The 17,265-nt window shown below is 58.5% G+C and carries 15 protein-coding genes and 1 pseudogene; 9 read left to right on the top strand and 7 right to left on the bottom strand.

Annotated features, from left to right (window positions below):
- The first annotated feature begins 130 nt into the window (after positions 1-130).
- Complete coding sequence (locus ADA16_RS02090; RefSeq protein ID WP_048758712.1) at positions 131-490, top strand: FKBP-type peptidyl-prolyl cis-trans isomerase; 360 nt, start codon at positions 131-133, stop codon at positions 488-490.
- A gap of 238 nt (positions 491-728) precedes the next feature.
- Here the strand turns inward: ADA16_RS02090 and ADA16_RS02085 are convergent, their stop codons facing one another.
- Positions 729-2,210: a carboxyl transferase domain-containing protein gene (locus ADA16_RS02085; RefSeq protein ID WP_048758709.1), complete on the bottom strand. Its 1,482-nt coding sequence runs from the start codon at positions 2,208-2,210 to the stop codon at positions 729-731.
- Positions 2,211-2,331: 121 nt separating this feature from the next.
- Here ADA16_RS02085 and ADA16_RS02080 point away from each other — a divergent pair, with 121 nt between their 5' ends.
- Positions 2,332-3,318, top strand: a complete 987-nt coding sequence (locus ADA16_RS02080; RefSeq protein ID WP_048758707.1) for a ribokinase — start codon at positions 2,332-2,334, stop codon at positions 3,316-3,318.
- Between the two features lie 120 nt (positions 3,319-3,438).
- Here the strand turns inward: ADA16_RS02080 and ADA16_RS02075 are convergent, their stop codons facing one another.
- From ADA16_RS02075 to ADA16_RS02060, 4 genes are all read right to left on the bottom strand, one after another.
- A complete protein-coding gene (locus ADA16_RS02075) occupies positions 3,439-4,713 on the bottom strand; it encodes an ABC transporter permease (protein WP_048758704.1) in 1,275 nt (424 codons plus the stop codon).
- Positions 4,710-5,615 carry an ABC transporter ATP-binding protein gene (locus ADA16_RS02070; RefSeq protein ID WP_048758702.1) on the bottom strand — a complete coding sequence of 302 codons (906 nt, stop codon included), beginning with the start codon at positions 5,613-5,615 and terminating at the stop codon, positions 4,710-4,712. Before ADA16_RS02070 ends, ADA16_RS02075 begins: the two co-directional genes overlap by 4 nt.
- Before the next feature lie 63 nt (positions 5,616-5,678).
- Positions 5,679-6,248, bottom strand: coding sequence for a hypothetical protein (locus tag ADA16_RS02065; protein ID WP_048758701.1), 570 nt, complete (start codon positions 6,246-6,248; stop codon positions 5,679-5,681).
- Between the two features lie 2 nt (positions 6,249-6,250).
- Entirely contained in the window at positions 6,251-6,514 is a 264-nt protein-coding gene (locus ADA16_RS02060) for a helix-turn-helix transcriptional regulator (RefSeq protein WP_048758700.1), read from the bottom strand.
- A 143-nt stretch (positions 6,515-6,657) separates the two neighbouring features.
- Between ADA16_RS02060 and ADA16_RS02055 the strand changes: the two genes are divergently transcribed.
- From ADA16_RS02055 to gcvT, 6 genes are all read left to right on the top strand, one after another.
- Entirely contained in the window at positions 6,658-7,524 is an 867-nt protein-coding gene (locus tag ADA16_RS02055; RefSeq protein ID WP_048758698.1) for an aldo/keto reductase, read from the top strand.
- 61 nt (positions 7,525-7,585) lie between these two features.
- On the top strand, positions 7,586-8,338 hold the full coding sequence (locus tag ADA16_RS02050) for an enoyl-CoA hydratase (RefSeq protein WP_048758697.1): 753 nt from the start codon (positions 7,586-7,588) through the stop codon (positions 8,336-8,338).
- 41 nt (positions 8,339-8,379) lie between these two features.
- Entirely contained in the window at positions 8,380-10,833 is a 2,454-nt protein-coding gene (locus tag ADA16_RS02045) for an HAD-IC family P-type ATPase (protein ID WP_048758695.1), read from the top strand.
- 226 nt (positions 10,834-11,059) lie between these two features.
- Positions 11,060-11,437 carry a DUF485 domain-containing protein gene (locus tag ADA16_RS02040; RefSeq protein WP_048758693.1) on the top strand — a complete coding sequence of 126 codons (378 nt, stop codon included), beginning with the start codon at positions 11,060-11,062 and terminating at the stop codon, positions 11,435-11,437.
- 3 nt (positions 11,438-11,440) lie between these two features.
- Complete coding sequence (locus ADA16_RS02035; RefSeq protein ID WP_048758692.1) at positions 11,441-13,093, top strand: solute symporter family protein; 1,653 nt, start codon at positions 11,441-11,443, stop codon at positions 13,091-13,093.
- A 279-nt stretch (positions 13,094-13,372) separates the two neighbouring features.
- Positions 13,373-14,545 (top strand): glycine cleavage system aminomethyltransferase GcvT, encoded by a 1,173-nt coding sequence (gene gcvT, locus ADA16_RS02030; RefSeq protein ID WP_048758690.1) that lies wholly within the window; start codon positions 13,373-13,375, stop codon positions 14,543-14,545.
- A 93-nt stretch (positions 14,546-14,638) separates the two neighbouring features.
- On the opposite strand, the gene ADA16_RS10885 is transcribed toward gcvT, so the two are convergent.
- Positions 14,639-15,274 carry a hypothetical protein gene (locus tag ADA16_RS10885; RefSeq protein ID WP_082150629.1) on the bottom strand — a complete coding sequence of 212 codons (636 nt, stop codon included), beginning with the start codon at positions 15,272-15,274 and terminating at the stop codon, positions 14,639-14,641.
- Positions 15,275-15,556: 282 nt separating this feature from the next.
- Here ADA16_RS10885 and ADA16_RS02025 point away from each other — a divergent pair, with 282 nt between their 5' ends.
- Positions 15,557-16,129, top strand: coding sequence for an RDD family protein (locus tag ADA16_RS02025; protein WP_048758688.1), 573 nt, complete (start codon positions 15,557-15,559; stop codon positions 16,127-16,129).
- 20 nt (positions 16,130-16,149) lie between these two features.
- Here the strand turns inward: ADA16_RS02025 and ADA16_RS02020 are convergent.
- A pseudogene (locus ADA16_RS02020) lies at positions 16,150-17,008 on the bottom strand (siderophore-interacting protein).
- Positions 17,009-17,265 lie beyond the last annotated feature (257 nt).

The raw sequence follows: 17,265 nt of genomic DNA, 5'->3' as shown, positions 1-17,265 counted from the left end.
TTGGTACGCGCCTTTTATTTTTCCTAGAATTTTAAGAAACCCCATTTAAGTTGGGCCCATTTACGCTGGGGCCAATCAAGTTGGGCTGAATGCCAACTTTGATCAATGCCAACTGTGATAGGAGATTGTCTTGTCCAAGCCAGAACTCACTGCTAAGTCCGGTCCGGCTCCGACGGAACTCGTCATCAACGACCTCACTGTCGGTGACGGCGCGGAGGCTACCCCGGGAGCTCGCGTCGAGGTCCACTACGTGGGTGTCGACTACGAAACCGGTGAGGAGTTCGATTCTTCCTGGAACCGTGGCCAGTCCATCGAGTTCCCGCTGAATGGCCTGATTGCCGGTTGGCAAGAGGGTATTCCGGGGATGAAGGTCGGTGGTCGTCGCGAGCTGATTTGCCCGCCGGAGAAGGCATACGGCCCGGCTGGTGCAGGACACTTCCTGTCTGGCAAGACCCTGGTCTTCGTTATCGACCTGCTGGACGTTAAGTAAAAGTCCTCCCGATAGGTAAAAGGTTCCAACTGGGCGACCGAACTGCGTTTTAGATGTCCAGTTTGGCCTTTTGCTAGTGGCTAGTTCGGCCTCCTGCAGTTTTAGTGGTCAGGTTTATAGCACTTTTGTGCGTATTTGTGTGCCTGAAGTGCTATAAACCTAACCACTTTCTCGCTTTTCTGAAGCCATGCCAGGGCTGCGGCCAAGTCCGAGCTAGTCCCGAACCAAGTCCCAAAAACTACTCGCCCAGCGCGAAGCGGCGGTAGTGGTCGAAACGCTGCTCACGGCCAACGCGAGCAGGATTCTTCTCCAACTCCCAGAGCGCGTGCTCGATGGCGGCCAGGGCTCGCTGGGGTAGCTCGGCTTGATCCTCAGGCTCGGCCACAAGCTCATCGATGACACCGGTCTTCAGCATGGCCTCGGCGCCGACACCCTGCTCTTCCATCATTTCGGGTGCGTGCTCGGTGTCGCGGTAGATAATCGCCGAAGCACCCTCTGGCGGCAGCGGAGACATCCAGGCATCGTGCATTGCCAGCACCCGGTCAGAAGGCAGCATGGCCAGCGCGCCACCGCCGCAACCCTGGCCGAGAATGAGCGACACGGTCGGAACCTTCAAGTTCACCAGTGTGGTCAAGGTGCGAGCAATCTCACCTGCCATGGCATTTTCCTCGGCATCCTTGGTCAACTCAGCACCCGGGGTGTCAATAACCGTGACCAGCGGAATGTTCAGGCTCTCCGCGATGCGCATCGCACGGCGGGCAAAACGCAGCGAACCCGGTCCCATCGGATGCGTGCCCAATGGTGGCTGGTTATGGCGATCCTGGGCGACCAGAATCACTGGCCGCTCACCAATGCGTGCTAGTCGAGCTCGAACCGACAGTGACTTGTGGCCGTCGCCAGTGCCGGAGATTGGGACGGAGCAGTCGACAAGGGCATTGATAATATCGCCGCCACCTGGACGGGAAGTATCGCGGGTGCGCAGGATGGCCTGCCAGGTATCGCGACCATCAACGGTTGCTGCTGGCGGTGGGGTGGGCTCGCTGGGGTCTCCGTCGGCAAGCACGTCGATGGTGCGGCGGACAGCGCCGCGCAGACCCTCGAGCGGAATGATGCCGTCGATAATGCCCTGCTTGAACAAGTTTTCAGACGTTTGCACGCCCGCGGGCATGGGCTCGCCGGTAGCGAGCTCGACGACGCGCGGGCCGAGGAAGCCAAGGAGAGCGCCGGGCTCGGCGAAAGTGAAGTGGCCGGCCGACCCCCACGACGCCATGACACCGCCGGTGGTGGGATTGCGTAGGTAGACAAGGAATGGCAGATGAGAATCCTTGTGGCGCGCCACTGCGGTGGTAATGGAGATCATGAGCGCGAACGCCGCGGTGCCCTCTTGCATGCGAGTGCCACCCGAGGTCGGGGAGAGCAACAGTGGCAGCTGCTCCGCAGTCGCGCGTTCGATGCTGCGAATAATCCGGCGAGCCGTGGCGGCGCCGATGGAACCGCCGAGGAAGCCGAATTCAGAACAAATGACGGCGACGCGCCTGCCGCCGACGGTGCCCTCACCGGTAATGACTGCCTCATCGAGACCGGTCTTCTCAGAGGCGCGGGAGAGTGTGCCGCGGTAGGTCTCGTCGATGTCGCCGTGCTCGGGCGCGCCGTCCCAGGAAGTGAAACTTCCGTGGTCGAGGACTGTATCAATTACTTGCTGGGCGCTGATTCTAGCCATACCTCCACGGTAGTAAACAAGGGGTAAACCGGCTTAGTTGATGGTGGGCGGAAAGGGGTAGCGCTATTGTCGGAAAAAATGTCCGCACTACACACGTCCGCACTAACGAGGAGTCGAACCAATGCCGATTACTGAGCGCCTCATCGAGCTAGCTGAGCAGAGGCCAAACGTTTGTGTCGTCGGTTCCATCAACGCAGATCTGACTGTCACCGTGGAGCGCCTTCCGCATGGCGGTGAGACCATCGAGGGCAGTCCTTTGCGCATCCTGCCGGGCGGTAAGTCGGCGAATCAGGCGGCGACGGCTGGAAGGCTGGGCGCGGCCGTGGAACTGGTCGGCGCGGTCGGTTCGGATCCCAATGCGCAGTTGCTGCGCGACGCGCTTATCGACGCTCACGTGGACATCTCCGCAGTTGAAACAGTTGGCTCTACTACTGGTACGGCCATGATTGTTGTCGATGATGCGGCGGAAAATTTCATTGTCATCTCCGCTGGCGCCAACGGTGAAGTCGATGCGGAGATGGTTCGCAGCCATGCGGACAAGATTCAGCAGGCGAGCTGCCTTGGTCTGTGCCTTGAGATTAGCGACGAGGCAGTCCTGGCTGCCGCGCAGATTGCCCACGATGTGGGTGTGCCGGTGGTGTTCAACCTGTCTCCGATTCGGGCGGTCAGTGAGGAGCTGCTCGCGCTGGTCGATGTCCTCATTGTCAACGAGCACGAACTCGCAGCCATCATCGGCTCCGAGCGCGCGGTCGCCGGTTGCGAGCACGGTCAGTGGGATGCGGTTGGGCGCGCGCTTGCCGACGAACACGGGATTTCCACGGCCATTGTCACACTTGGCGGGGCGGGGTCTGCGGTCCTGAGGACGTTGGAAAGCGAGGTGGCAGTCACGCGCATTCCGGCGCTGCCCATCGATGTCGTGGATACCACGGGATGCGGTGACGCGTACATGGGCACGGTTCTCACTGCGTTGGCCGCAGGTGATGATGTGGTGACGGCAGCTCATCTTGCGGCTGTGGTCTCGGCGCATGCGGCGACGGGCGTGGGGGCGCAGACCTCCTATGGCGAGACAGAAAAAATCGCGCAGTTTGCGGCGGATCACGAACTATAGCTATGAACTGAGGCGATGAACGATAGCCGTGGGGTGCGCTGAGCAAACTACGCGATTGACGATTATTCGGTTTTAGGTGACCGTGGCCGAAGGGGCCACGCTCGCCGGGGGAGGCGGGAATTAGCTCTTGGCTGTCAGGGCTTTCTTCCAGCTGACCGCGGCACCGGTGCGCAGGACATTGCGCGGGTAGATCCAGGCGGCAAGTGCGATGACCGCGGCGACTCCCGCAACCATAATCAGCAGTGAGGCAACCAGCTGGAGCGCGGAGAAGTTACCGACGGCGTACTGCAACGGGGCGGTGGTGATGGAAATTGGCGGAATCCACGCGGCAATCTGCATGAAGGTGGAATCCAGCTTGCTCCAACCAAACAGCGGAACATACATCGTAATTAGAGAGAACACCAGTACTGGCATCTGTGCGCCCTGGAAATCTTCCATGCGGCTGACCAGCGACGCGGAGGCTGCATACAGCGCGGCGAAGAAGAAGTAGCCGAGGACGAAGCACGGGATCAGCAGCCAGACTGCGGACCACGGCACATCGAAGCTCTCCGCCAATCCGGTGGCCATGAGCGCGACTGCGGCGCTGGCGGTCAGGACGCTCATCATGATGATGCCGGCCAGACCGGCGCCGAGGATTTTGCCGGCCAGCAGGTGCGCCGGGCGGACAGTCGAGAGAATAATCTCGATGACGCGGGAGGACTTCTCCTCGATGACGCTGGTGGCAACCGCGCCGCCGAAGACGAGAATGGCGGTCATCATGACCATCACACCGATTAGAGTGATGAGCATCGCAGGCATCTTCTCGTCTTTTGCTTCATCCAGGGATTCCACTGACACGGCTGCGCTTTGAGTCTTGGAGAAAAACTCGCCGGGGTTGATTCCGTTTTCGCTGAGCAGCATGGCCTCATTCTGTTTCTGCAGCGACTCCTGCAGCATCGGAGCCAGCCAGGATGGAGCGTCGTCGGCAAGCAGTTTCCACGACCCTTCCCTGCCTTCTGCGGTGTCGGGGACGAGAGCGGCGTCGGCATCGCCGTCGGTAACGGCAGCGCGAGCGGCCTTGTCGTCTGCCGCGGACGTAATCTCCAACGGTGACAGCGATGCCGTGGCAAATGCGCCGGCTGCAGCGTCTGCGCTGTCGCTGCCGTTGGCGTCCTTCATTTCGGCGGTGGCGTCGGCGAGAGAGTCCGCGAACGGCGCTTCTCCGACAACCGCGATCTTGACAGCGTCATTATCGGACTTGGAAGTCATGTAGTCGGCAACGAAGATACCGCCGACAGCCGCCACCGCCATGATGATGAGCGTGATCAGCGAGCTCTTCTTCAGCAGATGCTCGCGGAGTTCGCGGACGAAAACAGTCTTGACGGCCGTTGAGGCGCTGTAGGTGTTGGTGCTCATTGCTGTACGGCCTCCTGGTAGAGCTCAGTAAGTGGAATTTGCAGAGGTCCGAACGAACGGACCGTTCCCGCTGCCATTGCGCTGTGCAGCAGCTTCTGGTCGGTGTCGGCTGGGGCGTCGGAATCGAGGTGAACGACGGTGGAGCCGTGGGCATCGCGCTCCACGTTTGTCACGCCTTCGACAGAGGCCGCCCAATCCTGGGACGCACCATCGAGCTTGGCGACGAAAGCCCGTGGGCCACGTGCGCGCAGCTCATCAACGGTGCCTTCCACGAGCATGCGGCCGTCGCGGATGATGCCGACGCGGTCACACATGCGCTCGACGAGGTCGAGCTGGTGAGAGGAAAACACGATTGGGGTGCCGCGGTCGGCGTACTCTTTGAGGACCGAGCTCATCACCTTGACCGCGACGGGGTCGAGGCCAGAGAAAGGCTCGTCGAGGACGAGTACCTCCGGGTCGTGGACGAGGGAGGCTGCCAGCTGCACGCGCTGCTGATTGCCGAGCGAGAGCGTGTCGACCTTGTCGTTGGCGCGCTCAGTGAGACCGAGGCGCTCCAACAAGTTGTCGGCGTTGGCCTCTGCGCGTTTGGTGGGCACACCGTGCAAGCGAGCAAAGTAGATCAGCTGCTTGCGGACCTCAGCCTTCGGGTAGAGACCGCGTTCTTCTGGCATGTAGCCAATCGTGCGGCGCAGCGAGTCATTCATCGGGGTATTGCCGATGCGTACTTCGCCTTTATCGGTGGCCAGCACGCCGAGGGCAATGCGCATGGTGGTGGTCTTGCCGGCACCGTTGGAGCCGACGAAGCCGTAGATTTCTCCAGGGTGAACTTGGAAGCTCATGCCACGGAGAACCTGCAGGTCTCCATAGGACTTCTCAAGCCCGTCGATTATGAGGCTATTCATGGTGATCCTTAGATTGAGGAGTGAAGGGCAGAGGGGAGGGGGAGCGTGAGATTTGGGTCCGGGCTAGTCGTCCCGCAGATTCCAGGCGTAGACGACGGTGGGCAGTGTGGAAATGAAAAGAAAGATGACGATGCCGAAGATTCCGAAGCTGTACGGAATGTAGTGTCCCCAGTCAGGCTGTGCGTTCAGAACATAGGTGCCCACCAGAACTAGAGCGAGGAAGGACACTAGGCCGAAGTAGAGGAAGCAGCGGTAAGTGAGTCCCCGCAGGTTCAAAATTTGTTCTTGCTGGTACTCGTCCAGTAGTGAGCTGGGCGCGCTGTCAACCATGTCGACTGTGATGTTGAGGCTGGTCCAGACAAAGATCATTATGAGAGAAGTTGCCGACCAGAGCAGAGAAGGCCAGCCCGGGGAAATATCGGTCAGGCTACCGAGAAGCGCGATGCCGCTCAGCAGCATCAGCACAAGGCACACCTCGAATGCGATGACCAGCTTCCGCCGCGCCGCCTGGTTGCGCCACTTAGTCAGCCAGCCTGACATCTGCTCGACGCGCTTTGTGTATTTTGCTTCGCGCCGGGCCTCTAGCTTCTCAAAAAAGCTCGGTGTTTCGCTTTCAGTCCGAATAGTTGGCATCGTCAGCTTTCCTTTCGGTAGAGGGCAGAGGACATTGGCTTGAATTCTTCGCGAGAGAACACTGCTTCCACGGGGAGATCGAACACTGCGCAAATGCGGAATGCCAGATCCAAGCTGGGGTAGTGGTCACCTCGCTCCAACGCACCAATCGTTTGAGGATTGACCTCTACTTGTTTGGCGAGTTCTGCTCGACTGAGTCCGTGTTCTGCCCGCAGCACTGAAATTCTGTTGAATATCGGTTCTTTGGGTCTAGTCTTTGGGGACACATTCCAAAGTGTTATATAAACACAACGCCCCGTCAACTGTTTGCAACAAAATGAATGGCAATCACTTTTTTAAATCGCAGGTCAGCGGGGCAGAAAAAATCTAAAAAATTTTCAGCCCGTACACTTCCGTACACTCGGTTGGCATGACCGCACCCAATCTGAAGTACGATGCAGCGACAACCGGAATTGCCAACGTGGAAATGGTCGATGGCAACGCCATCCCCATCCTGGGGTTCGGTACCTACAAGCTCGACGATGAGCAGGCGCGCGAATCCGTGCGCTACGCCCTGGAAGTCGGATACCGCCACATCGACACCGCATCGCTCTATGACAATGAGCGAGGGGTTGGGCAGGGTATTGCCGATGCGGTCGCTGCGAACGTCGTAAAGCGTGAAGATATCTTCGTGACCACGAAGGTCTGGAACGATGCGCAGGGGCCGGCGGCGACGCGCGAGTCCGTGCGAGCATCGCTGGAGCGGCTCGGCCTTGACTATGTTGACCTGGTGCTTGTGCACTGGCCGGTGGCGAAGCAAGGGACGTTTGGACAGTGCTTCGACACGCTGCTCGAGCTCAAGCGCGAGGGGCTGATTCGCTCGGTTGGTGTGGCGAACTTCTACCCAGAGGTCCTCGACCAGCTCTCCGAGGTTCCGGTGGTCAATCAGATTGAGCTGCATCCGCAGTTCCCGCAGGATGAGCAGGTTGTAGATGATCGTCGCCGCGGCATCGTCACGCAGGCGTGGTCGCCGCTGGGACGTGCGAAGTACTTTGAAGGCTCGCCAATCGCTGAAATTGCAGAGCGTCTGGGTAAGACTCCTGCCCAAGTCGCTATCCGCTGGCATCTCCAGCGCGGCATCGTAGCTATCCCAAAGTCGGCCACGCAGTCGCGCATCGAGGAAAACTTCCAGGTCACCGACTTCGAACTCGCCGATGAGGACATGGAAACGATTGCATCGATGGCGCGTGCCGACGGCCGCCTGAGTGGTGACCCGCGGGTGTTTGGTAACGAATAAGCCAGTTTGGATTTGCTTATAGCTGTATCGCTATCGGCGTTGCGCGAGTAGCCTAAGGGCTATGACGAACCCAGCATCTGAAATCCGCGTCGAAGCCGACGGCGCGATTGTCACTATCACCATTGACCGAGATCACAAGCGCAACTCCCTGACGGCCGACGTGTGTCGTGACATCGCCGACGCGGTGGAAGCTGCCGCTGAGGTTCCCGAGCAGCGCGTTATCCTGCTGCGCGGCGAAGGTCGTGCCTTCTGTGCCGGTGCTGACCTGAGTGGCCAGCATCACGACGACTCCTTCCATGAGCAGCTACGTCGGATGCTGCGCACAATTGAGGCCAGCCGTCTGGTGGTCATCGCGGATGTGCAGGGGCCGGCCGTCGGCGCTGGTATGCAGCTGGCGATGGCGGCTGATTTGCGCGTCGTGGGTGAGCGCGGTTGGTTTATGATTCCGCCGGTCAAGCTTGGTATCGCTGTTGATGCCTGGACTATCCGACGTGTGCGCGTGCTCGTCGGTGGCGCCCGTGCCCGCACCATTTTGTTGGCGGCTGAACGCATGGACCAGGAAGCCGCCCGCGGTTGCGGTCTGGCTTCCTACCTCGGTGGTCCGGACAAGGCGGAGGAGGTTGCACTTCGCATCGCAACTTACGCGCCGCTGTCGCTGGCCTACCACAAGGCAGTACTCAATGATGATGAGACGCATAGCCCGTTGAAGGACTACCAGCAGGAGCTCTACGACACAGTTTGGGCTTCCGAAGATGCTGCGGAGGCCTCGAAGGCGCGAGCTGAAAAGCGCGAACCGAATTTCATTGGCAAATAGGTCGAATAGGTTCAGCAACTAGGCGAATACGGTAGGCGGTCATGGGTTCGTGGGAAACTCCCGACAGCGGTCTGACTCAACAACAGGTCCAACAACGCATTAAGTCGGGGCAGGTCAACGAGCTGCCACCAACATCCGGGCGCAGTGTACGGGACATCATCCGCGCTAATGTGTTTACTCGGATTAACGGTATTCTCGCCGTTTTGTTCGCAGTTGTCCTCTATACCGGCTCAATCGTCAACGGTGCCTTTGGCCTGCTGATTATCGCTAACTCCATCGTCGGCATAGTCCAGGAGCTGCGCGCCAAATGCACGCTGGACAAGCTCTCCATTGTCGGCCGCGCGAAGCCCATGGTCATCCGAGATGGGAAGCCAGCCCGTGAAATTGACCGCGAGTCCGTCGTCCTCGACGATCTCATCGAGGTCGGCCCCGGCGACCAAATCGTTGTCGACGGTATTCTGCGCTACGCCTCCGATGTGGCTATCGATGAATCCTCTCTCACCGGTGAATCCGATGCCATCCACAAGAGCGTCGGGGACATGGTCTACTCGGGGTCCTCGGTTGTGGTGGGGTCGGCGCGATATCAGGCCACCAAGGTGGGCAAGGAGGCTTACGCTGCCAAGCTCGCTGCTGAGGCCAACAAGTTCACGCTGACTGACTCCCAGCTCTTCCGCGGCATCAACAAAATCCTGACCTACATTTCCTGGATCCTCATTCCTGTCGGTGCCCTGGCAATCTATACGCAGCTTTTTGTCGCCGGCGACGATCTTGACGATGCGCTGTTGGCGATGGTCGCCACGCTGGTGCCCATGGTCCCCGAGGGGCTCGTCCTCATGACCACCATCGCGTTTGCCCTCGGGGTGGTGCGCTTGGGACGACATCGCGTGCTGGTTAACGAGCTGCCCGCCATCGAAGGGCTTGCGCGCGTCGATACCGTGTGTGTCGACAAGACCGGCACACTCACCGAAAATGCCATGCAGCTGGTGGAGGTCGACATCGTATCCAGCGATGATGTCTCCCGCAGCGAGGTAGACACCGCGCTCATCGACCTCTGCAAGCTTGACGATCGTCCCAATGCAACGGCTCGTGCTCTGCTCGACGGGCTTGAGGACGCAGGGGACGTCGTAAAGCATGAACAGACCGAAACCCGCCCCTTTACCTCGGCGAATAAGTGGTCGGCGCTGACGTATAGCGACGGTGCGACATGGGTTTTCGGCGCGCCCGATGTGCTTGTCGACGACTCCGTGGTCGGCATGCAGAAAGCTCGGCAGCTTATGGAGGAAGGACTTCGAGTTCTCCTTCTCGCGCGGACATCAGGTGGCGCCGATGACTTGCCCGGGGGTGCGCTGCGGAAGAGCGACCAGGTGGAGTTGGAACCGGTCGCGCTTGCGGTGCTGGGGCAAAAGGTGCGCTCAGATGCGGCGGAGACGGTGGCCTACTTCTATGAAGAAGGTGTCGAGGTCAAGGTCATTTCTGGTGACAATGATCGCTCTGTGGGGGCTGTTGCGCGTGAGCTGAAAATGGAGGGTGCTGACACGCCTGTCGATGCGTCTGAGCTTCCGGCGAGCCGCGATGAGAACTGCGAAGCCAAGAGCACCGAGATCCGCGATGAATTTGCAGACATTGTGGAGTCGCGGCAGATTTTCGGCCGTGTTACAGCGGAGAACAAGCGCGATATGGTCCATGCACTGCAGTCGCGCGGACATCATGTGGCGATGACCGGTGACGGTGTCAATGACGTGCTGGCGCTGAAGGCAGCGAACCTTGGCGTGGCCATGGGCGATGGTGCGCCGGCGACAAGGTCGGTGGCGCAGTTGGTGCTGTTGGATAACCGTTTTGCCGTGATGCCGATGATTGTGGCGGAGGGACGTCGCGTCATTGGCAATATCGAGCGCGTGGCCAACCTCTTTTTGACGAAGACTATCTACTCGGTGGTGCTGGCGCTGGCGGTGGGGCTGTGGGGAATGGATTACCCCTTCGAGCCAATCCACGTAACTATTACGGGCTGGTTCACGATTGGAATCCCGGCCTTCGTGCTGTCGTTGGCTCCTAACTGGGAGCGTGCGCGCGATGGTTTTGTGCGGCGCGTGTTGCGTCTAGCGATACCGGCCGGCATTACGGTAGGCCTGTTGACCTTTATGTTTTGGCTGTGGGCAAACCCGGGAGTCGACGCCAGCGATGTGGCACGAGGGGAGGCATCGACTGCGACACTCATCGTGCTGATTGTGTCGGCATTTTGGGTTTTGGTTGTCGTGGCTAGGCCATACACCTGGTGGAAGGTGTTGTTGCTGGCGGTGTCGGCAGGTGCGTACCTGTTCATTTTCTCGGTTCGATCAGTGGCTTCGGTGCTTAATCTGTACTGGGTGGGCCAGGAGCTGTTGATCCCCGCGCTGATTGTGGGCGCCATCGGTGCGGCCATTATCGAGGCGCTGTGGTGGTGGCGTCAGAGTAAGCCCTTGCCGGAAGAAGCGGAGAACACGAGCGCAACAGCGTAAATGGGGGTAGTAAAAGGTTTCCCCAAGTATGCAGGTAATGGCGTTTTTGGGGGTGCCTTAAGGCTCGCTGAGAAGTAGTTAGCCGTATTTAACTTCTTTGCTAACTGTGTTCCAGGTAACTTTGTTTCAACACATAATTAAATATGTGGTGCATGGCACACCAGTGGGGTGGCTGTGCTGAACCTCATTACGAACACCTGCATAACTTCCTGGAAAGGATTAGCCCGTGTCCGCAACACCCTTGCCGACAGACCGGCATAAGCCACAGGCGGCTGAGTACCGCTACGTGCAAAACTCAGCGCAGTTCCAAGAGCTCCGCTCTACATTCCGTTCATTCGCCATCCCGATGACCGTCGCAGGTCTGGTGTGGTACATCGCATTCGTTCTGCTTGCGACGTTTGCGCCGGACCTCATGGCAACTCCCGTACTGGGCAACATCAACCTGGGTATCGTCCTTGGTCTGCTCCAGTTCGTGACCACCTTCGCCATCACCTGGGTTTACATCAGCTTCGCCAACAAGAAGCTCGAGCCGATGCAGGCAGAGCTGCGCGAGGCAATGGAAAGTGGCGAAATCGCTGAAATTGTTGCAAAGAAGGAGGCATAAGACATGCTGACCAGCTTCTTTGCTGCAGATGACACTGCAGCAGCAGGTAACCCGATTCTCAACATCGCGGTCTTCGTCGCCTTCATTGTTGCGACCATGTTCATCGTTACTCGTGTGGGTAAGGGCGGAAATAAGGGAGCATCTGACTTCTACACCGGTGGTGCACAGTTCTCCGGTACCCAAAACGGTCTCGCCATTGCAGGTGACTACCTCTCGGCGGCTTCCTTCCTGGGTATCGTCGGTGCCATCGCGCTGACTGGTTACGACGGATTCCTGTACTCCATCGGCTTCTTCGTCGCTTGGCTCGTCGCGCTGCTGCTGGTTGCAGAGCCGCTGCGAAACGTCGGTAAGTTCACCATGGCCGACGTGCTGTCATTCCGTCTTAAGCAGCGTCCGGTCCGTACCGCAGCTGCTATCTCCACTCTCGCAGTGACCCTGTTCTACCTCATCGCGCAGATGGCCGGTGCAGGTTCCCTGGTCGCCGTGCTGCTCAACATTCACGACTCCACTCAGCAGTCCATCGTTGTCGCAGTCGTCGGCATCATCATGGTCGCCTACGTTCTCATCGGTGGCATGAAAGGCACGACTTACGTGCAGATGATTAAGGCCGTCCTGCTGGTCGGTGCTGTCATCATCATGACCCTGATCATCCTGGTTGGCGTTAAAGGCAACTTCTCCCAGCTCCTGCAGGACGCAGTGGACACGCACGCGAGCTCGGACTACATCGCCGAGAAGGGCTACGAAGCTTCCGCCATTCTTGAGCCGGGTCTGAAGTACGGCGGCTCCTTCGTCCAGCAGCTGGACTTCATCTCTCTGGGCCTGGCACTGGTCCTCGGTGTTGCTGGTCTGCCACACGTGCTCATGCGCTTCTACACGGTGCCGACCGCAAAGGAAGCTCGTAAGTCCGTGACCTGGGCAATCATCCTCATCGGTGGCTTCTACCTGTTGACCCTGGTGCTCGGCTACGGTGCTGCTGCACTCGTCGGTCCGGACCGCATCATAGCCGCGCCGGGCGGGGCTAATGCTGCTGCTCCGTTGCTGGCCTTCGAGATCGGTGGCTCTATCTTCATGGCAGTGGTCTCCGCAGTTGCGTTTGCTACTGTGCTGGCCGTGGTCGCTGGTCTGGCAATTACCGCTTCCGCGTCTGTCGGCCAGGACCTCTATCAGGCCGTGATTCGCAAGGGACAGGCAACGGAAGCTGAACAGGTTCGCGTCTCCCGCATCACCGTTATCGTGCTGGGTGTAGTCGCCATTATTCTCGGCATCCTGGCCATGGGGCAGAACGTCGCCTTCCTGGTGTCGCTGGCCTTCGCAGTGGCAGCATCCGCAAACGTTCCGACCATCCTGATGTCCCTGTTCTGGAAGCGCTTCAACACCGCAGGTGCAGTTGCTTCCATGTACACCGGTGTCATCGCGTCGCTGGTTCTGATCATCTTCTCCCCGGCAGTCTCCGGAGCTGAGTCCTCGATGATCCCGTCCGTCGACTTCTCCTGGTTCCCGCTGACCTCGCCGGGGCTGGTCGCTATCCCACTGGCATTCCTGGCTGGCATCATCGCCACCTACATGGGCAAGCCGGATAACTTCGATGACCTGGCGGCCGAGATGGAGGTTCGCTCCCTGACCGGTGTTGGCACCGAGGCTGCGGTTGATCACTAATAACCACTGAGCCCTTGGCTGACAACACTGCCCGAACAGCTCAGTCAAGATCACTTAACCGAATAGACAAAGCAGAGGCCCCGTTATCGTCACTGGTAGCGGGGTCTTTGTTGTAGACGCGGGAGCCGTCGTTAAGCGTGCGCGGACCTCGATGGGGGAGCGGGGAGAGTATCCTCATTGCCCTCGCTGCCGGGTGCTCGCGGAAGCGGGCGTGGAATCTTAGATATAAGGTGGGAAGGTAACAATCTAGTTTGCCCCACCGCAATAATTGGAGTGTGTATGACTGACAATTCTGGCGCTTCTGAGAACAACAATTCTTTCCGTAGTGCCCTGCATGATGAGCACGTAAGCCTCGGCGCAGAAATGCGCAATGTTGGTGGCTACGAAGTGCCGTTCCGCTACTCGTCGGAGATTGCGGAGCACGACGCAGTGCGAGAGGCTGTCGGTGTTTTCGACCTGTCACTGATGGGTATCATCCGCGTCACTGGTGAGGATGCGGCGTCATTCCTCGCGCACACCCTGATCTCGGCGATTAAGCCGCTGGCGTTGGGTCGTGCAAAGTACACCATGATTGTGCAGGAAGACGGCGGCATTATTGATGACCTCATCATCTACCGTCTCGGCAGTCACGAGTTCATGCTCGTGCAGAACGCCGCAGCCGTTGAGGATGTGTATTCGACTCTGCTCGAGCGCGTTGGCGGCTACAACGTCCAGGTCGAGCGTATGAATGACAAGAATGCGCTCCTGGCAATCCAGGGTCCGAAGGCTGCAAAGCTCCTGCGTCGTTTGCTGCCGCAGGATCTGCACGCGACTCTCGACGGCATGAACTACTACTCTTGCACCCTGCTTGAGGTCGCAGGTGTGGAAATGATTGTTGCCCGAACCGGCTACACCGGTGAAGACGGCTTCGAAATCTTCCCGCCGGTTGACCGCGCCGTTGATGTCTGGCGTGCAATCATCGCAGCCGGTGGCAAGGTGGAAAATCCAGAGGATCCGGCTGACAACGGTGCTGACCTCGGCCTGCTGCCGTGTGGTCTGGCCTGCCGCGACACCCTGCGCCTCGAGGCCGGTATGCCGCTCTACGGCTACGAGCTCACGCGTGACCGCACTCCGCTGGAAGCCGGCCTGAAGTCCATCATGGGGCCGACCAAGGGGCAGTTTATCGGCCGCAACGCCCTGGTTAACCGTCCGCAGTCCAAGGAGCTGCTGGTTGGTCTGCGTTTCTCCGGTGATGAAGCTCCGAAGCGTGGCACCAAGCTCATTGATGCGGAAGGCAACGAGGTCGGTGTTCTGACCTCCACCAAGGTGTCACCGACTCTTGGTCACCCAATTGGCTTTGCGTACGTTCAGCGTTGGCAGTCCGCGACGGGCACTGAGTTCACCGTTGAAGGTACCGATATTACCGCTACCGTCGTACCGACGCCGTTCTACAACCGCCGTCACCGCAAGTAGTGAAGCCCGCGTGTTCGGCCGCGTTGTGGCGAGCTAGCGCACCTCACCTAACGAAATCCCGAATCGATGCACACCGCGGCCCGAGACGAGAACCTAGCGGAATAGACCGGACATCCCTTGATTATTTTCGCTTGGCTGCTCTTTTTGCTCCGATTCTAAATCTGTCGGTTCGCCGGACGTCGTCGGAGTCGTTGAGGTAGTTGGCGGCGTGGACGTATCGGGTGTCGTCGAGCTCTCCGTTTCGCTCGACTCGGTGGTTGTCTCGTTCGGAGTTGTCGGCTCAGGTTTCTGAGGTTGTGGCTCCGAGGTCGTCGGCGTGGTCGAAATCCACATTTGCTTCGATGTCGGCGTTGCGGAGGTCTGCTGCAGCACAGTCCACACTTCCTGGTCGCCGACCTGTGCGCATTCAAGATTCTGGCCGTTGGCACTCATTCGCACCTCACCAATCTGGTTCGGGCACAGCTGTCCAATGCGCGGCGTGCCACCTTCTCGAACCTGCGGCCCCGACGTCGTCGGCGAGCTCGCCGAGGTCGCCGTAGTAAGCGAGCTTGACGACGAGGTTCGCGTCGACGCAACCTCCTCGCCTTCGTTGTTGGCGCAGCTGGTGGCAGTGGCCGAGAAGATGAGGAAGCAGCAGGCTAGCGCCAGGTGCCGGCGGTTCTTGCTCCGACGGTCAGTGAGTTGAGGGTGCTGTACGGCTGACAGTTGAGTTCGCGTATTCACATCCATCTCACTTTCTGAGCTTCTCGAGCCTGCTTTTCGTGGTTTGTTTTCGGATCTATGGGTAGCGGGTCTCCTGAAAAACCACTGGTAGGTGCCAGCTGTAGGTTTACTTGCCGGTTGCTGGTATGGAAATTGCTGGCACAGAATAAATAGGTTGATTCAACCGGCAACTATACAGTCGACTTTTCGATTTGCATACTGGGAGTTTCCTATTATGGCAGAACGGATGCGGTAGGAATAGACAATTCGTCTGTGAAGCCATGAGCGGTTTTTGATAGCGTGTGCCCCATGAAACAGCGCATCTCGAATCGATTCTCCGTAAAGAGTAATGCGGATTTGCTCGCTCGGCGTAGTGGTGCGTGGATACTGGATTCGTTCCTTGTAGGAATCTTTGTTGCCATCATTGTGGCGCTTGGCAAACTTGCGTGGGAAGCAGCCACGGCGAGCTGGGTGCTGCCGAGCCCGCCAGAGTTCAGAGTTTTGTATGGTGCCATTTTCCCAGTTGTCTTTTTCGTTGTGCGCGTGGTTGAAGAGGCTCGCGGTGAACAGACGTTTGGGAAAAGTGCTTTTTTGCTACAGGTTGTTCCAGCGAGGAAAGTAGACTATGAGGAAGCTCCGTTCGAAGTAGCTCAGTCAGAGGGAACATCGGAGCTCGAGTCAGGAGACGATTCTTGGCGCGGAAGTTGGCAGGCGGCGGTACGTAATTGCTACCTATTGTTGATGATTTTCTCGCTTACGGATTTGGAGCCAATCGTCGAACTGTTTTTTGGTGTTCTGATGATTTGGGTTGCTGTTTGCCGCTGGCACCCATTCGACTGGTTGGCAGGAAAACGCGTCGTTGTTGAAAAAGGGCGTAGCTAGCGCTAGCGTTCGAGCAAGCGTTAGGCCCTGGCTTTTTCCTCTTCGGCCTCAACCTCAGCGTTGAATTCTCGTTTAGAGGACTGCCACTGGTCTTCAGTCATGCCGATACGCCAGTAGCCAGAAATCGAAACGTCCTTCTTCGGAATCTCAGATTCAACGAAAAGGAAGCGACGCAATTCCTTAATCATCTCAGCTACACCGTGGATGAACCAGCTAGTTTTCTTACCCTCTGGAATACCCGCCTCGCGCACCGTGCGGGATAGCTCTGTGCCATGGGTTGCGCCGTTGCGGAGAACCCAATGGACGTCCACGCCCTCTCGAGTTGGGAGCTCAAACTTGCGATCTTCGGCTTCGACTTCGATGTATGCGGTTGCAGTCGTGTCTTCTGGGAGGTGCTTCAGTCCGGCGCTGATAGCCGGTGCTGCGGACTCGTCTCCGGCGAGTACAAAGTGTTCATATTCTGCCGCAGGCCCCCACGCGCCACCTGGCCCTAAGAAGCCAAGCTTGTCTCCGACTTCAGCTACGCGTGCCCAAGGCCCAGCCAGGCCGGAATCGCCGTGGGTGACGAAGTCGACATCGAAGTCGCCGGTTTCGGAGTTCAGATTAAGCAGAGTGTAGGTGCGGGTGATCGGCAGTTTATCTCGCGGCTGCTCGGCGCGAATTTGCGCAATATCGAACGGCCAGGAGTAATCAGCGTCTTCTGGCACAAACAGTAACTTGATGTAATGGTCGGTAAACTCCAGCTCCTTGCCTACAAATGCAGGCGAGTTCATGCTCAAACGAACAAGGTCTGAGAGATCTGGCGACGTCCAATAACTGTGCCTCGTGTGCCTTACGGGGCTTACGCTTCGGTGCTGCTGCTTTAGCAAGGTCAGCCATAGTTGTCACTGTCCTTCAACAAGTATTGGGCTGTTTTGTGCTGGTGGAAGTCTACACGCCATGTGATTAGGTAAGCCTAACGCAAGTGTTGCTGGAAAATGCTGGGTGATGCGTTCTCAGGAGGGGGCGTAGTGGCTGGTCATCAGAAAACAAAGAACCCTCGCGCCCTATATGCAAGCGGTCGCGAGGGTATTGGTGCCCCAGGTAGTGTCTGGTTCGGTGACATCGTTCCGCATGTCTCATGAGATCGTTCCGGT

The organism is Corynebacterium vitaeruminis, from assembly GCF_001054325.1.
GTDB lineage: Bacteria > Actinomycetota > Actinomycetes > Mycobacteriales > Mycobacteriaceae > Corynebacterium > Corynebacterium vitaeruminis_A.
Note: the sequence above shows the minus strand (reverse complement) of the source record. Positions and strands in the feature narration are given on the sequence as shown.

Excerpts from the sequence above, each read along its gene's own strand:
- ADA16_RS02035 (WP_048758692.1), top strand. The coding sequence starts at position 11,441 with ATGCTGACCAGCTTCTTTGCTGCAGATGACACTGCAGCAGCAGGTAAC.
- ADA16_RS02065 (WP_048758701.1), bottom strand. The coding sequence starts at position 6,248 with ATGCCAACTATTCGGACTGAAAGCGAAACACCGAGCTTTTTTGAGAAG.
- ADA16_RS02085 (WP_048758709.1), bottom strand. The coding sequence starts at position 2,210 with ATGGCTAGAATCAGCGCCCAGCAAGTAATTGATACAGTCCTCGACCAC.
- ADA16_RS02080 (WP_048758707.1), top strand. The coding sequence starts at position 2,332 with ATGCCGATTACTGAGCGCCTCATCGAGCTAGCTGAGCAGAGGCCAAAC.
- ADA16_RS02050 (WP_048758697.1), top strand. The coding sequence starts at position 7,586 with ATGACGAACCCAGCATCTGAAATCCGCGTCGAAGCCGACGGCGCGATT.
- gcvT (WP_048758690.1), top strand. The coding sequence starts at position 13,373 with ATGACTGACAATTCTGGCGCTTCTGAGAACAACAATTCTTTCCGTAGT.
- ADA16_RS02070 (WP_048758702.1), bottom strand. The coding sequence starts at position 5,615 with ATGAATAGCCTCATAATCGACGGGCTTGAGAAGTCCTATGGAGACCTG.
- ADA16_RS10885 (WP_082150629.1), bottom strand. The coding sequence starts at position 15,274 with ATGGATGTGAATACGCGAACTCAACTGTCAGCCGTACAGCACCCTCAA.
- ADA16_RS02025 (WP_048758688.1), top strand. The coding sequence starts at position 15,557 with ATGAAACAGCGCATCTCGAATCGATTCTCCGTAAAGAGTAATGCGGAT.
- ADA16_RS02045 (WP_048758695.1), top strand. The coding sequence starts at position 8,380 with ATGGGTTCGTGGGAAACTCCCGACAGCGGTCTGACTCAACAACAGGTC.
- ADA16_RS02055 (WP_048758698.1), top strand. The coding sequence starts at position 6,658 with ATGACCGCACCCAATCTGAAGTACGATGCAGCGACAACCGGAATTGCC.
- ADA16_RS02075 (WP_048758704.1), bottom strand. The coding sequence starts at position 4,713 with ATGAGCACCAACACCTACAGCGCCTCAACGGCCGTCAAGACTGTTTTC.